The 14,926-nt window shown below is 56.7% G+C and carries 12 protein-coding genes; 4 read left to right on the top strand and 8 right to left on the bottom strand.

The genetic code is table 11. The annotated features are described in order from the left end of the window. Positions 1-104 precede the first annotated feature (104 nt). From WKI41_RS01270 to WKI41_RS01255, 4 genes are read left to right on the top strand one after another with little or no spacing between them, the layout of a single operon-like run. A complete protein-coding gene (locus tag WKI41_RS01270) occupies positions 105-1,628 on the top strand; it encodes a sugar ABC transporter ATP-binding protein (protein WP_340191723.1) in 1,524 nt (507 codons plus the stop codon). Then, positions 1,628-2,671 carry an ABC transporter permease gene (locus tag WKI41_RS01265; protein WP_340191722.1) on the top strand — a complete coding sequence of 348 codons (1,044 nt, stop codon included), beginning with the start codon at positions 1,628-1,630 and terminating at the stop codon, positions 2,669-2,671. Before WKI41_RS01270 ends, WKI41_RS01265 begins: the two co-directional genes overlap by 1 nt. After that, positions 2,668-3,648, top strand: coding sequence for a galactofuranose ABC transporter, permease protein YjfF (gene yjfF, locus WKI41_RS01260; protein WP_340191721.1), 981 nt, complete (start codon positions 2,668-2,670; stop codon positions 3,646-3,648). Before WKI41_RS01265 ends, yjfF begins: the two co-directional genes overlap by 4 nt. Positions 3,649-3,669: 21 nt before the next feature. Then, positions 3,670-4,401 (top strand): FadR/GntR family transcriptional regulator, encoded by a 732-nt coding sequence (locus WKI41_RS01255; protein WP_340191720.1) that lies wholly within the window; start codon positions 3,670-3,672, stop codon positions 4,399-4,401. A gap of 50 nt (positions 4,402-4,451) precedes the next feature. On the opposite strand, the gene WKI41_RS01250 is transcribed toward WKI41_RS01255, so the two are convergent. The 8 genes from WKI41_RS01250 to WKI41_RS01215 all read right to left on the bottom strand — a co-directional run bounded on the left by WKI41_RS01250 (position 4,452) and on the right by WKI41_RS01215 (position 14,866). Then, positions 4,452-7,718 carry an error-prone DNA polymerase gene (locus WKI41_RS01250; protein ID WP_340191719.1) on the bottom strand — a complete coding sequence of 1,089 codons (3,267 nt, stop codon included), beginning with the start codon at positions 7,716-7,718 and terminating at the stop codon, positions 4,452-4,454. Next, positions 7,715-9,232, bottom strand: a complete 1,518-nt coding sequence (locus WKI41_RS01245) for a DUF6504 family protein (RefSeq protein ID WP_340191718.1) — start codon at positions 9,230-9,232, stop codon at positions 7,715-7,717. The genes WKI41_RS01250 and WKI41_RS01245 overlap by 4 nt, the downstream gene beginning before the upstream one ends. Next, positions 9,147-9,908, bottom strand: a complete 762-nt coding sequence (locus WKI41_RS01240; RefSeq protein ID WP_340191717.1) for an ImuA family protein — start codon at positions 9,906-9,908, stop codon at positions 9,147-9,149. Before WKI41_RS01240 ends, WKI41_RS01245 begins: the two co-directional genes overlap by 86 nt. Positions 9,909-10,025: 117 nt before the next feature. After that, positions 10,026-11,297, bottom strand: a complete 1,272-nt coding sequence (locus tag WKI41_RS01235; protein WP_340191716.1) for an O-antigen ligase family protein — start codon at positions 11,295-11,297, stop codon at positions 10,026-10,028. 7 nt (positions 11,298-11,304) lie between these two features. Further along, the gene (locus WKI41_RS01230; protein ID WP_340191715.1) at positions 11,305-12,573 is read right to left on the bottom strand and encodes a polysaccharide biosynthesis/export family protein; all 1,269 of its coding nucleotides are present in this window, start codon (positions 12,571-12,573) and stop codon (positions 11,305-11,307) included. Positions 12,574-12,690: 117 nt separating this feature from the next. Next, positions 12,691-13,371 carry a sugar transferase gene (locus WKI41_RS01225; RefSeq protein WP_340191714.1) on the bottom strand — a complete coding sequence of 227 codons (681 nt, stop codon included), beginning with the start codon at positions 13,369-13,371 and terminating at the stop codon, positions 12,691-12,693. Between the two features lie 670 nt (positions 13,372-14,041). Then, positions 14,042-14,602, bottom strand: coding sequence for a DJ-1/PfpI/YhbO family deglycase/protease (locus WKI41_RS01220; protein ID WP_340191713.1), 561 nt, complete (start codon positions 14,600-14,602; stop codon positions 14,042-14,044). 39 nt (positions 14,603-14,641) lie between these two features. Beyond that, entirely contained in the window at positions 14,642-14,866 is a 225-nt protein-coding gene (locus WKI41_RS01215; RefSeq protein WP_340191712.1) for a hypothetical protein, read from the bottom strand. Positions 14,867-14,926 lie beyond the last annotated feature (60 nt).

Here is a 14,926-nt window from a genome sequence, read left to right as displayed (position 1 = left end):
AGTGCCGCCCACTCTTCGCTGAATATGCCTCAATCGGAACTGGCGATCGGAACGGTGCTCGGCGCCGTTTCCATTCACGCTTTTTCTTCAATGGATGCTTCAGAATGTCCGAACAACCGTCCCTTCTGGAAGCACGTGCCATCGGTAAGTCCTTCCTCGGCATAACCGCTCTCGACAATGTCGATTTCACCTTGCGTGCGGGCGAAGTCCACGCGCTGCTGGGTGAAAACGGTGCCGGCAAATCCACGCTGATCAAAATCCTGACCGGCGTTTACACGCGCGACAAAGGAACAGTGCGCCTTGACGGCGACGAGATTTTCCCAGCCGACGTCGGTGAAGCCCAGGCTCTTGGCATTGGCACCGTCTACCAGGAGGTAAATCTCCTGGAAAACCTGACTGTGGCCGAAAACCTCTTCCTCGGTCGCCAGCCGCGCCGCTTCGGTCTCGTCGACAAGCGCACCATGCGTGACGAAGCCAAGAGGCTGCTTGGCCGCTATGGCCTCAACATTGACGTCAATGCCCTGCTCTCTAGCTACTCCGTCGCCATCCGGCAGATCATAGCCATTGCGCGCGCAGTCGATCTCTCCGGCAAGGTCCTCGTCCTTGATGAGCCGACCGCCAGTCTCGATACGCATGAGGTCGAGATGCTATTCACGGTGTTGAGACAATTGCGCGCCGAAGGTCTCGGCATCGTGATCATCACCCACTTCCTCAATCAGGTTTACGACATTTCCGATCGCGTCACGGTTCTTCGCAATGGCAAGCTGGTAGGAACGCGCACCATTTCGGAGCTTCCCAGAGGCGAGCTCATTTCCATGATGCTTGGCCGCGAATTGCAGAATGTCACGCATAATCGGCAGCCCTCTGACAATGATGTTGTCGAAGGCGCTCCCGCCATCCGTTTTCAAGGCTACGGCAAGCGCGGCAGCGTCGAACCCTTCGATCTCGATATTCGACCGGGAGAAGTGGTCGGCATTGCAGGTCTCCTCGGTTCTGGCCGCAGCGAAACCGCCTTCCTTCTCTTCGGCATCGACAAGCCGGAGAGCGGAACGGCGACAATCGATGGCAAGCAGGTTTCCATCCAATCACCGGAAGCTGCCATCGAACAGGGCTTCGGCTTCTGTCCTGAAGAGCGGAAGACGGACGGCATTATTGGCGATTTTTCCGTCGCCGATAATATCGCGCTTGCCCTGCAAGCCCGTCAGGGCTGGATGCGACCGATTTCCAAGCGTCAGAAGGCAGCACTTGCCGACGACTTCATCAAGTCGCTCGACATTCGTCCCGCCGATCGTGAACGTCCAATCAAGTTCCTCTCTGGCGGCAATCAGCAGAAAGCAATCCTTGCCCGCTGGCTGGCAACCGAGCCTCGCCTCCTCATTCTCGATGAGCCGACGCGCGGCATCGATATTGGTGCACACGCCGAAATCCTCAAGATGATCGAGAAGCTCTGCCAGGAGGGCATGTCGCTCGTCGTCATTTCCTCGGAACTGGAAGAACTGACGGCGGTCGCCCATCGCGTCATCGTCCTGTCGGACCGTCGCCATGTTGAAGAACTCAAGGGATCCGACGTGACTGCAGAAAACATCATGAAGGCGATTGCGACCTCCGCCCGTACGGAGGCCGCGTGATGAAGAGCGTGACATTGAAGTTGAAGAGACTGGCCCCGCAGTTCATCGCGCTATTCATCATTCTGGCCGCCATTACGGTGATCTCACCTGGCTTCCTGAATGTCTCGATGCAGAATGGACGCCTCTACGGCAGCCTTATCGATATTCTGGTGCGCGCCGCGCCTGTCGCACTTTTGACGATAGGCATGACGCTCGTCATCGCCACCAAAGGTATCGATCTTTCGATTGGCGCAGTGATCGCGATCTGCGGTGCGGTTGCAGCGACGTTGATCAGTGCCGGGCATTCCATTCCCGTCGTGATCGCCGTCTCATTGGCAGTCGGCATCGCCTGCGGCATCTGGAACGGCATTCTCGTCGCCGTCCTCGACATACAGCCGATCATCGCCACCCTCATCCTCATGGTCGCCGGGCGTGGCATTGCACAGTTGATCACTGAAGGGGTCATCTTGACCTTCAACAATGACAGCTTCGCCGCCATCGGTTCTGGCTCCTTTGCAGGCGTTCCGCTTCCCGTCATCATCTGGGTGGCGAGTGCCATTCTCATCGGTCTATTGGTGCGTAAATCCGCACTTGGCTTCCTGATCGAGGCGACGGGCATAAACCGCCGCGCGGCAGCACTTGCCGGTGTTCGCGCCCGCTTCCTTCTGTTCTTCGTCTACGCGATCTCGGGGCTTTGCGCAGCAATCGCCGGTATGATCGTGACTGCGGATATTCGTGGCGCGGACGCCAACAATGCCGGGCTGTGGCTGGAACTCGATGCTATTCTGGCAGTGGTCATCGGCGGCACGTCGCTAAATGGGGGACGCTTCTCCATCACCGCTTCGCTCATTGGCGCTCTGATTATTCAGACGATCAATACAGGCATTCTCGTCTCGGGCTTTCCGCCGGAATTCAACCTGATCATCAAGGCTGGCATCATTATCGTGGTTCTGACGCTTCAATCGCCGGCACTTGTCACGTTACTAGGCTTTGCCAAAACGCCGAAAAAACCAAGCCCAGCCGCCCCGGCGCCCGCCGCTAACAAAGGAGAAGCCGCGCGATGATCCACACCCGCAACCTTCCCTTTTTCACCACGCTGGCGATCTTCATCATTGCCTATGCGCTCTGTGTTTCCCAGTATCCCGGCATTCTCAGCACGAGGGTTATCGGCAATCTTCTGACTGATAACGCGTTTCTCGGCATTGCGGCCGTCGGCATGACATTTGTGATCTTGTCCGGTGGCATTGACCTCTCCATTGGTTCTGTCATCGCCTTTGCCAGCGTTTTTGTTGCAACCCTCGTCAACGGCTATGGTGTGCATCCGCTCGTTGCCTTTGCGGCGGTGCTCGTCATCGCCACCATTTTCGGCAGCCTGATGGGCGCGATGATCCGCTTCCTCGCAATTCCGCCCTTCGTCGTAACCCTTGCAGGCATGTTTCTGGCACGCGGTGCCGCCTATCTCATGTCGACCGATTCCGTTCCGATCTCCCATCCGGTCATTGATGCCATCCAGGGCTTCTACATTCGCGTGCCGGGCGGCGGCCGGTTGACGGCGCTAGCCATTCTCATGCTGATCGTCTTTGCGGTTGGGATGCTGGTTGCAGCACGCACCCGCTTCGGCGCCAATGTCTACGCACTTGGTGGAAACCAGCAGTCGGCAGAACTGATGGGTGTACCCGTGGCCAAAACCACGATCGGCATCTACGCACTTTCCGGTTTTCTCTCCGGGCTCGCGGGCATTGTCTACACGCTCTACACCTCGTCCGGTTACTCTCTGGCAACCGTGGGTGTGGAACTGGATGCGATTGCGGCGGTCGTCATTGGCGGAACCCTCTTAACGGGCGGAACAGGTCTCGTCGCCGGCACTTTCATCGGCCTGATGATCCAGGGCCTCATTCAGACCTATATCGTTTTCGATGGAACACTGTCATCTTGGTGGACGAAAATCGTCATCGGCATACTTCTGTTCATATTCATCGTTTTGCAACGCACAATCATCTGGTACTCAAACAGAAGAATGGCGGCGGCTCACCCGGCATAGCAGCAGCGAGGGAGATAGTTGTTGGGGCTACTGGAAAACACGATATCAGGACGAAAGCGGCGCAATAGCCATGCGCACGTCGTGGCGGAACTTGGCAGCGCCATTGTTTCGGGCCGGATACCGGAGGGTTCCCTTCTCCCCAACGATGCCGAACTCTCGCTACGCTTCGGCGTATCGAGAACCGTTCTCAGAGAGACGATGAAGACGCTAGCCGCCAAGCGGCTGGTGGAGGCCAAGGCGAAGGTCGGCACACGCGTTCTCGACAAGTCCAGTTGGAACTTCTTTGATCCGGACGTGCTGGGATGGCGCTGCGACGCCGGCCTCGACCCCGAATTCATCGAGCATCTGGCCGAAATTCGTCTGGCGCTCGAACCTGCCGCTGCTGCTGCAGCGGCACGGCACGCGTCCAGCGAAGACATCGTCTCGCTTTATGCCATTGCGGCAAAATTCGACAATCCTGCGCATACCGCCGAGAGCATTGCCAAGATCGACCTGGAGTTTCATCTCGCCGTTGCCAGCATTTCCGGTAATCCCTTCATGCGCTCAGCAAGCGGCTTGATTGAGGCGGCACTCGCTATCTCCTTCAAACTGTCGTCTCCCGCCTCTGCCCCGGCAACGATCGCAGAGATCGCAGCCAACCATCTGCGTATCGTTCATGCTATCGCGGCACGGGATGAAAACGCCGCCGTAAAAGCGATGCGCCACGTCATCGAAGTCGGCAAGGACCGGATCAAAAACTCTACTCTCACCTGAAACGTCGCCAGAGCGTCATACAATTTGCAACGAAGGCGCATTGTGGCTCTTCAATGGAAGTTGCGGCCTTTGATGATGATGTGATCCTCATCGCTGGTCTGAACAGCTGATCTCGGTGGCAGCCCACGTCTGTCCCGTGTCGGCGGGCTACCGTGATAAAATTCATCGCCGCGCCCATGGGGCAGCGGAAACGGTTTATCCCTTTCCCCGACACTTCTTAAAATGTCCGACAGATCAGTGATGCGGTGGGCGACGATATGAACGACGTCGCCTTCACGCTGAAGCTTACCGTAAATTCCGACCATGCTCGCCGACAGGACGACACGCCGATATTTTTCGAAGGTCTTGACCCAAACGACGGCATTGGCAATCCCAGTCTCGTCTTCAAGCGTCATGAAGATGACCCCTTTCGCAGAGCCCGGCCTTTGACGGATAAGCACGAGACCGGCCACTTCCAGCCAGCGACCGTCTTTGGTTCTATGGGCCTCAGCACATGTGACGATCCGCTTTTGGGAAAGGTCCTGACGTAGAAAGCTCATGGGATGTTCGCGCAGTGTCAGGCCCATATGTCCATAGTCCTGCACCACTTCTCCGCCTGCGGTCATGGGCGTCAAGTTGACTTCCGGCTCCTGCAACTCCTCGATCAAAGTGTTTTCTCTCGCCGCGGCAGCGGCAAAGAGCGGCAATGGCTCGTCCCGCAACCCCTTGATGGCCCAAAGCGCCTCTCTGCGAGAAAGACCAAACGCGGTTAGAAACGCATCCGCCTCCGCAAGGCATACCAGTGTTGAAACGGGCACCCCTGCCCGCCTCCAAAGATCGTCGATAGACTGGAAGGGTCGCTCCTCCCGGCATGCGATAATGGCTGCTGCATGCTTGTTGGACAAGCCTTTCACGAGGCACATGCCGAGCCGAACGGCTTCTCTATCCGGTGCAGTCTTCTCTTCCAGCGTACAATTCCAGCGGCTGGCATTGACGCAAACGGGCCGGACCACAACTCCATGATCACGCGCATCGCGAACAAGCTGTGCCGGAGCGTAAAATCCCATCGGCTGGGAGTTTAACAGCGCCGCACAGAAGACATCGGGATGGTGACACTTCATCCATGCCGATGCGTAGGCAATCAATGCGAAAGATGCCGCGTGGCTTTCTGGAAAGCCATAGCTGCCAAAACCTTGGATCTGCGCGAAGAGCCTTTTGGCAAACTCTTCGCTGAAATTGTTTTTGATAAGCCCACCAATGAGCTGCTTTTCAAAATCTTTGATGGTTCCGACATTTTTGAATGTCGCCATCGCCCGTCTCAGCTTATCCGCTTCACTGGGGGTAAAGCCAGCACAGTCGATGGCAATGCGCATGGCGTGTTCCTGAAACAACGGAACGCCAAGCGTCTTGCGAAGAACCTTTTCGAGAGTGGGATGCTCGTAAACGATCGTCTTACCCTCTGCTATTTCCTGACGCCGCTTCAGATAGGGATGGACCATATTGCCCTGTATCGGACCGGGGCGCACGATCGCCACCTGAATGACCAGATCGTAAAGCTCCCTCGGTCTCAGCCTCGGCAACATAGACATCTGCGCCCGGCTTTCGATCTGGAACGTGCCGATCGTATCGGCTTTGCAGATCATATCGTAAGTCTCTTTGTCGCCACTGTTTATGCTGGTCAGCCCAAACTCTTCCCCCTTGCGCTTCGTCAGCATCTCGAACGCTCTTCGCATGCAGGAGAGCATGCCAAGCGCCAGGCAATCCATCTTCATGAAGTCGACGATTTCAATGTCGTCCTTGTCCCATTCGATGATGCGCCGATCCTTCATGGTTGCTGGAAGAATGGGAACGAGTTCATCCAGCCGATCATGGGTCAAGACGAAGCCGCCCGGGTGCTGACTGAAATGGCGGGGCGTGCCGATCAGTTGGCGCGCGAGATCGAAGGCCAACCTGACGCGTCGATCCTCCAGATTGATGTTCAATTCCTTGGCGTGCTTCTCGCCGGTGCCTTCCGTCCACCACCAGATTTGCGAGGACATGAGCTTGGTCAGATCTTCGGGAAGACCAAGGACCTTGCCCACGTCGCGGATCGCACCTTTGCCGCGATAACAGGTAACCACAGAACAAAGCGCTGCCTTGTCGTGCCCGTAATGATCGTAGATCCACTGAATGATCTCTTCCCGCCGCTGGTGTTCGAAATCGACATCGATATCCGGCGGCTCGTCGCGGTCTTCGGAGACGAAGCGCTCGAATAGAAGGTCGCTTTCCTTTGGATCAATTGCAGTGATGCCGAGAACGAAGCAGACGGCGGAGTTCGCCGCGGATCCCCTTCCCTGACAGAGGATTTTCATCTCTCGCGCCTGCCGGACAATTTTGTTGACGGTTAGGAAATAGGCTGCGTATTTCTTTTTGGCGATGATGGCCAATTCGTGCCGCAGCGTCTGCTCCACCTTCTCCGGCACACCATCGGGATAGCGCTTCGGTGCCTCATCCCAGACGAATTTTTCCAGCGCTTCCTGCGCCGTCAGGCCTGGTATCTGCCGCTCATCGGGATATTGATATTCCAACTCCGAGAGCGAAAACCTGCACTTCTTCACGATCTTCAGCGTATTTTCCAAGGCATCAGGATAGGCAGAAAAAAGCCGATACATTTCTTCCGGCGGCTTCAAATAGCGATCCGCATGTCGCTCGCGGCGAAAGCCGGCATCGTCGATCGTGCAATTGTGGCGAATGCAGGTGACGACATCCTGCAACATGCGACGACCAGGCTCATGAAAAAGAACGTCATTGGTAACGACTGTCGCCACACCGGCGCGCGCTGCCATCTGCGAAAGCTCATGCAGGCGCAGCGCATCATTTGGCCGGCGCCGCAGGCTCATCGCCACATAGGCGCGATCGGCAAAATCCGCTTTTATCCTGCGGAGATGGCTGGGAAGGCTGTCATCCGCCTCATCCGGGAGGAGGACTACGATCAGCCCTTCGCCATAGGCAACCAGATCGCTCCACGTAAGCGAGCACTTGCCGGCCTTTCCGTCTCTCTTCCCGAATGTCAGCAGGCGGCACAGCCGACCATAGGCCTCTCTGTTCGTGGGATAGACCAGCACGGAGACGTCCTGCATCAGATCCAGCCTGCAGCCGACCACCAGCCGAAGGCCGAGCTCTTTCGCGATCTTGTGCGCCCGAGGAATGGCCGCGAGGCTGTTGCGATCGACAATGCCCAGCGCCTCTATGCCGAGCGCCTTGGCCTGGGCAAAGAGTTCCTCGCAGGAACTGGCGCCACGCAGAAAGGAAAAATGCGAGGTCACCTGAAGCTCGGCATAACGAACACCCGCACTCATGCGAAAAATCCATGCATGAACCAGTCCAAGGTGCCAGTCTCTGTGTGCTCGCCATCGCCGGAGCGAAATATCCAGAAGCGCTCACCACTCTCATTCTCGACGCGGAAATAATCGCGCACCGCTAAGAGCTCGCGATCTCGCTTCCACCATTCGCCAAAGACGCGCTCTGGCCCATCTGCTCGTTTGACGACGTGACGCACCCCGCGCCATGTGAAGCTTCGGGGCGGATGATCGGGAAGCAGCGCCACGGTCTGGATCGGCTCCGGCTTGAACAGCAGCCTCACGGGGCGCGGCCAATGTTCCGGCCAACCGGGCGCGTCTTCCATAGTCTCAGCTGGAATTTTCTGGAGGGAGCGCTCCGGCACATCGCTTTGAACAGCGGCATAGCGATAGACCTTGTGGCCACGGTTGAGGATGATATCGACGGCCTCGCCAATATCGCCTCCTGCCTCCTCAAGAAGAATGGAGCGCGCCTGACCGGCAAGAAGCGGCTCCGCATGGGTTGCCGTCAACGTCATCTTCTCAATGCCAAAACCCGGGTCGATCGTCTCGATGCGGTCGGTCAGAAGACGCGACAATTGCTTGCTATCGCGAGCGGGCTTCGAGGTCCCGGCCCGAATGGCCTGCACGCCGCTATCGACACGATGGAAAACGAGATCGACACGACGCGCACCCAATCCGCGCTTTTCCAAACCCAGACAGAGGTCGGATACAAGCTGCCTCGTGTATTTGGCAATAGTTTCGGCAGCACCGATCGGCTCTGGAAAGAAGCGCTTCACCGTCACCAGTTCCGACACGCGAACCGGCTCTATCGGCTCCGACACGATACCATAGGCCTGATCCAGCCTGCGACCCACTTCGGGGCCGAACCGCAAGGTGATAGGCGCACGCGGTGCGGCAGCCAGTTCTCCAATGCGGCGAAAGCCCAGAACCTTCAAATCATTGACCAGATGTGCATCCAGCCGCAGGGCGGCAAGCGGCAGCGGTGCAAGAGCCTCCCTCACCCCACCTTCAGGTAAGATTGTGACGGCCTCCAGCCCAAAACGGGCAAGCGCGTGGGCAGCACCCCAGCTTTCGGCAATGGCCGCACGTGCGGTAAAACCCAGTGCATGGAGGCGATTGATCATGCCGGTCAGCATCAGCCTCTCATTGCCGTGCAGATGATCGGCGCCGGTCGTATCGAGCACCAGCCCATCGGGCGTATCCGGCGCGACAATGGGGGCATAGATGCGCAAAAACCAGAAAGCCAGATCCTCAAGGGCTTTTGCATCCTCCAAGGGCTTCAAGTCTTCGACAATAAGACCCGGCAGAATGGCCTGCGCCTTGCTGGCTGGCATGCCGGGGCGCAAGCCCGCTTTCAGCGCGGCACTATTGAGAGCAGCCACGAGCCGACGGCTTCCTTGGCGCGCAATCATGACGACCGGAGTTTCAACCGGCGGCGCTGCGTCCCCAAGCATCCTGCGGTATCGATCCGTCTGCCATGTCGGCAGGTATAGCGAGACGACCCTCTGCATCACAGGCTTCCACTTCCATTTCAAAAGGTTCGCCACCTCGAACGCGTAACAGTTCCAGAAACCATCGAGACCGCCCTACTCCGCGCACTGGCAACGGTGTGGAGGGACGCATGGAAATGCGCCAGCGGGTAACGGCAGCCGTTGGCTGGCCGAAATCGGCGACACCGCTTACATGACGCCAGCGGCGAAGTGCGATTGCTGCCACGCCTGAAGCTTCCGCCGTCAGTTGCAGTCGCCGCGACATGTTCATCGGCAACTTCGACACTTCACCGATCACCGCACCAAAGCCGTTGCAGCGAAGCCCCTCTTCGAAACAATCCAATACGCCTTTTTCGTCACGACATTCGACGATGATCAGGCGGTTATGAGAAAGTCCCGCCTGTGTAAGGGCTGGCATGAAGAGATCGGGACGCGTCACGCACCAGAGGATTTTGCCTTTCAACCGCGCTGCAATCCCCGCACAAAAAAGCGCAGACGCCGCGCCATCGACGGCACCATTCCCACCACCGCTTACTTCATGTAAGCTGCCGAGCTTCAGGCCTTGGCCAGGAAGACGCTCATCGATGGCAGGAATATCGAAGGGCAGAGTCTCCTGCTGTCTGGCAGGACCTTGGGTGATCCTCTCCAGTCTTTCCCGCAATTCCTCCACGACAAGCTGTTCTGCGCGCTTCTGCATGACACGAAACTTCTCAGAGCATTCCACGCTAAAAAACTAATGTTCACTTTTTGTTCTATGTTCACAAAAGAGTCAACACGAGTCAGCCCGACTCTTGTGGAGAGACGAGAAGATTCTTCATCTGCCCGCCACTGGCTGTACCTGGATACCTGCGACGAAGGGTGATGCAGCCATCGGCACCCGCCGCGGCAGGCAGAGCTTGCCAGCGGCATAAAACAGCAGGAAAGAGCCGATCTGGTATGGGAAGATGATGTCGATCTCGACGAAGGAACGGACGACGAAAAGGGCGCAAAGCGAGAACAGGATCAGCGCCTGGGGATCCTGATTGCGCATCAGGATCGAGCGCAAGTGACCCAGCAACGTGCCGTAAAGCAAGATCGCCAGTAAAATGAGGCCGACGAAGCCGTTCTCCACCACCACCTCTATATAGGTATTGTGGAAATGGAAGCCGCTACGACCGGTAATGAAGAAATCGTCCCAGAGGCGTTCCGCATCTGAAAAGCCCGGCACCCAGAAGCCCTGATAACCGACACCGAAAATGGGGGCCCGCTTGGCCGCCTCGATACCCTGCTGCCAAAGATAGGTACGCCCGGTCAGCGTGGTGTCCTTGCCGAACACACCGAGGATCGCGTCGAAGAGGCCGAACTGCAGCGCTGCCACGACGAACAGACCGCCAAGACCGACAGCGGCGAAAAACAGCATCTTCCTGTTGCCGGGAGACAATATCCAAAGAGGCAGCAGACCGGCCATCATGAGAACGACGGCGGCGGTGGTGATGGCGGATGTCGCCGATTGGGATGCAAGCAGGCTGTAGGCCGAGATCAATCCGGCGACGCCGGCGATCGGCAACCACAAACCCCGTTGGCGCAGGACGAGCACCGAGGCTGAAGCAAAGAGAACGCCAAGCGAGGCATAGAAGCCCAACTGGTTCTTGGACGAAAAGGCGCCGACAAAGCTCGTGGTGCCATCTAGCGCATCGAAAAGATACGTCCCGAAGAGCAGCGAGTAGAGCAGCACAACGGTGATACCGATCAACGCGCCGCGTGTCAGTGTGCGGATCGAGATGATCCGCATGGCAATCAGCGCACAGACGATATGCGTCATGTACTGGATGGAGGCGCGCAGGCTGACGGACATGGCGTCAGACCAGAAGCTCGACAACACCGCCAGAATGCCGAAGGCAAAAATCCAGAAGTAGCGGGCATAATTGCCCAGCACCCGGCGATAATCGACCACGACCAGCGGCAACCAAACGGCGTAATAGGCAAGGATCGATATCTGGCCAAACTTGGACGAGTAGGCGAAGACGAAGAAGGACAGCGCCACCGCCGCCGTTCCGTAAAATCCGTTTCTGTCAGGATCGATCAGTGCCGATTTCGCAATCCGCATCGCAGCCTCACTGCATCAGCACTTCCGAGGACACCTTGATCACGTCGCCAGGCTGAAGAGCCGTGGTTTCGTCGACCTGGATTTCCTTCGATTGTCCATCGTTCTCGCGAACGACCACATAGGAAATCGAGGCAGACTTGCCGGACGGATCGAAACGCAAGGCTTCCGCAGACTGCGCCAGGGCCTCCGACATGAGTTCGCGGCTTGTAGAGAGCTGCAGGTTCAGCTTTTGCAATTCGGCTTGCGTGTCCTGCAACTCCTTGGACCGCTGCGCGTCCCAGTCGTTTCTCAGGTTGATTTCGTCCTGGATTGCCTTGTTGATATCCTGCTTTGCGCGCAGAGCATTGGTGTCGATATCGAGAAGCGATGCCTCGACCTCTGCAGCGCGTTCCTCCGCCGAAATCCGCCGCTGAGCGAGCGCAAGCCCCTGCTCGTTGAGGCGGTTGACCTTTTCCTTATCTTCATTGGCCAATTGCAACTGCCGTTGCTGGCTTTCTGACTTCTTGCGAAGCGACTCGACTTCGGAATCCAGAAGCTCGCGCAAATCCTTCAACGCCTTCAGCTGAAGCGTATAGCGCTCGGTGCGAGACTTCATCAAAGCGCTTTCGCTTTCCAAGAGAGCGTCGATATTGACAACCTTTTCCATTTCCGGCGTCTTCTTGATCTCCTGGGAACCGCTGACTTCCGCAAGCAATCGTGCCTGACGTGCCAAAAGACGGCCGCGCTGGTCGTCGTAAACAGCAGCGTCGCCTCGGGCATTGATGAAGTCACGAGCGAAACGCTGCCCTGCATCGGAACGGCGCAGACCGCCTGCCAGGCTAACAGCCTTCAGAACCGTCATATTCGGTGCGTAGGGATATTCACCTGGTGTTTGCACGTCGCCCGTCAGGAAAACGGGGCGGAACTGAGCGACTTCGACGGAAGCCGATGGAAGATTACGCAGCGCGAACTTGCTCTGAAGCTCCGTTCCGATCGCCTCACCAACTTCTCCTGCGGTCTTTCCGGCCACATTTAATTGGCCGATGAATGGCAGTGACAATGTGCCGGAGGGGCCGACGGAATAATCGCCGTTGATCACATCCCAGTTGCGAATGGTACCGTCAGCCGGCTGCCATTCGGCCACGCGGATGCGAAGCTTGTCAGCGGTTCCAAGGCGGTATTGCCCATCCTGAGCAAGCGCGCTTAGCGGACTGGTGAGCAACAGCGCCGCGGCAACTGCGAAGGCAGTACGTTTGCGCCATGTTTTGGGGAGGGCTTCGTCGGCAGTGCCAACCATGTAAAACTCCATGTTGATGCCTTGAAAAGTGAATGCGCGACCGGTGCTAGTCCGGTCGCAGCTGCAAGGCATGGCACAGGTGGGAGTCCTGCGGCATGCCGAGTATCTATTCTGGCTTCAATAGCTGCCGCGGGACATGCAGACAGCGGGCACGGTTTTCATGATGATGGAAATGTCCTTCATCATCGACCAGTTCTGGACATATTGCGTGTCATAATCCACGCGCTCCTTGTAGGAAACGTCGTTACGACCGCTAATCTGCCAGAGACCAGTGAGACCAGGACGCGTGCTGAGATAGTAGCGCGCGGCACTTTCATAGTAGTTGAGCTCTTCGTCCACGACCGGACGAGGGCCTACCACACTCATTTCCCCTCGAATGATGTTGATGAGCTGGGGCAGTTCATCGAGGCTCAGCTTGCGAAGAACGCTTCCGACAGCTGTGACACGCGGATCATTCTTTAGTTTTCTGGTCTGGCGCCATTCTTCCGCAGCTTGCGGGTCGGAAGCCAGATATTGTTTCAGTACCTCATCTCCGTTCACGACCATCGTGCGGAATTTCAGGCAAGCAAATGTACGGCCATTATGGCCGATACGGCGGTGGCCGTAAAAAGCAGGTCCCTTGTCGGATAATTTGACCAAGACCACGATCATCAGAAAGATCGGGCTGAGGACAAGAAGTGCAAGCAGTGCCGAGGAAACATCGAAACTGCGTTTCAGAATGCCCCCGATAGGAAAGCTCACATCAGACTCTTCAGAACCACTAAGCGGCGAAACAGCCGATCGAGTCGCGGACTTCATAGAGAGAAACTCCATTTATGTTTTGCGATAGGTCGGTACCCGTTGGGCGCGTCATGCAGTCATCATGAGACATGAAGTCTGTGGTCGGAATTTGGTGCTTTTGAATTTTTTGTGAGGCAACGTTACCCGGCATCCTAAAACTGCCCCTTCCAAATTCCTCACATCATGTTCGCTTAGACTATTGGCGAACGCCTATAAAAGGAACAACGACTGCGAAGCGTCATGCATTTCGCGCATGATCGGCGTTCGCATGTATTAATGGGCAGTGTATATTGGAACTGTTCTTCTGGTTTACTCGCTTTGCCTGGGAGTGAAGGCACGTGCAGGCGACTTCTTCAAATAAGATCAATGTAATATTTCTTATATGCGGCGCAGCAAAATTATGGCACCGCACATATAAAATAATTAAAAATAAACCGTTTTTGTTGGCAAAAATTAATCTCTCGCCAGTCCTGAAACGTTTTCGCGACGGAAGCGTGGCTTAAAAAAGGCAGAAATATGGCAGAATACGGCGTGTCGGGGTTTCGCTGCTTCGCGAGTCGCTGTGTCACATCGACCTGCATCTGCTCATCCTGACATTCTTTCAGAACTCAGGAAGCGTGCAAACAAAAAGGCTGGCGCGCCCGCAGCGTACCAGCCTCTCATTGGTCTTCTAGCTATGAAAATTAGCTTATGCTGCGTGGCGCTCGTGGCGACCTTCTTCGACCTCCTCCACGATCTTGGCCACAAAGGCTTCCAGATCGTCTGGGTTGCGAGAGGTCACGATGCCCTTGTCGCACACGACCTTCTCGTCCTTCCAGATCCCGCCGGCATTCTTCACATCGGTCTTGATCGATCCATAGGACGTCACCTCACGGCCGCGAACCGCATCGGCTTCCACCAGAAGCCACGGGGCATGGCAAATGGCAGCCACGACCTTACCGGACTTGACGAATTCCTTGACGACGCGCATTGCATCATCGTTGGTACGCAGGACATCCGGGTTGATCTGGCCACCAGGAAGCACAAGAGCATCGAAGTCTTCGATGCGAACGTCTTTGGCAAGCAGGTCGACCTTGACGCTATCGCCCCAGTCCTTTTCGTCCCAGCTCTTGATTTCGCCGTCCTTGATAGAGGCGATCTTGACGTCGGCACCCTTGCTTTTCAGCTCTTCATAGGGGACGCGAAGTTCCGAGCGCTCATAGCCGTCGGTCGCGAGGATGACGATCTTTGCAGAGTTGATGGCAGTCATGGCTGTTTCCTTCCTGGTCTATCTTCTTGTGGGGATGGCTTATTCGGATTCAACGTCTGAATTCACAGACGGCAAAAAGAACTCCACATCGGCGATCCTCTCTTTGTCGAGGGTCGCGATGCGCTCCTGCCAGAAGCGTTCGGCTTCCTCCGGCTCATGGTCGTACTGGCGAACAAATGTCTTGTTGTCGTCGATCATGACCTGGCGTGTGCCGCCGAGGAGCATGTATTCTTCCGCAAGCTTTCGCGTTTCGGTCTTTTCCACGTAAAACCTCCTTGGCAGCCAAATCGTTTTGGCAGATTGGGCGGAAACGGCCGGATGGAT

The organism is Agrobacterium larrymoorei, assembly GCF_037722385.1.
In the GTDB taxonomy this organism is placed as follows: Bacteria; Pseudomonadota; Alphaproteobacteria; order Rhizobiales; family Rhizobiaceae; genus Agrobacterium; species Agrobacterium larrymoorei_C.
The sequence above is the reverse complement of the archived record's forward strand: the minus strand, read 5'-3'. Positions and strand labels throughout refer to the sequence as shown.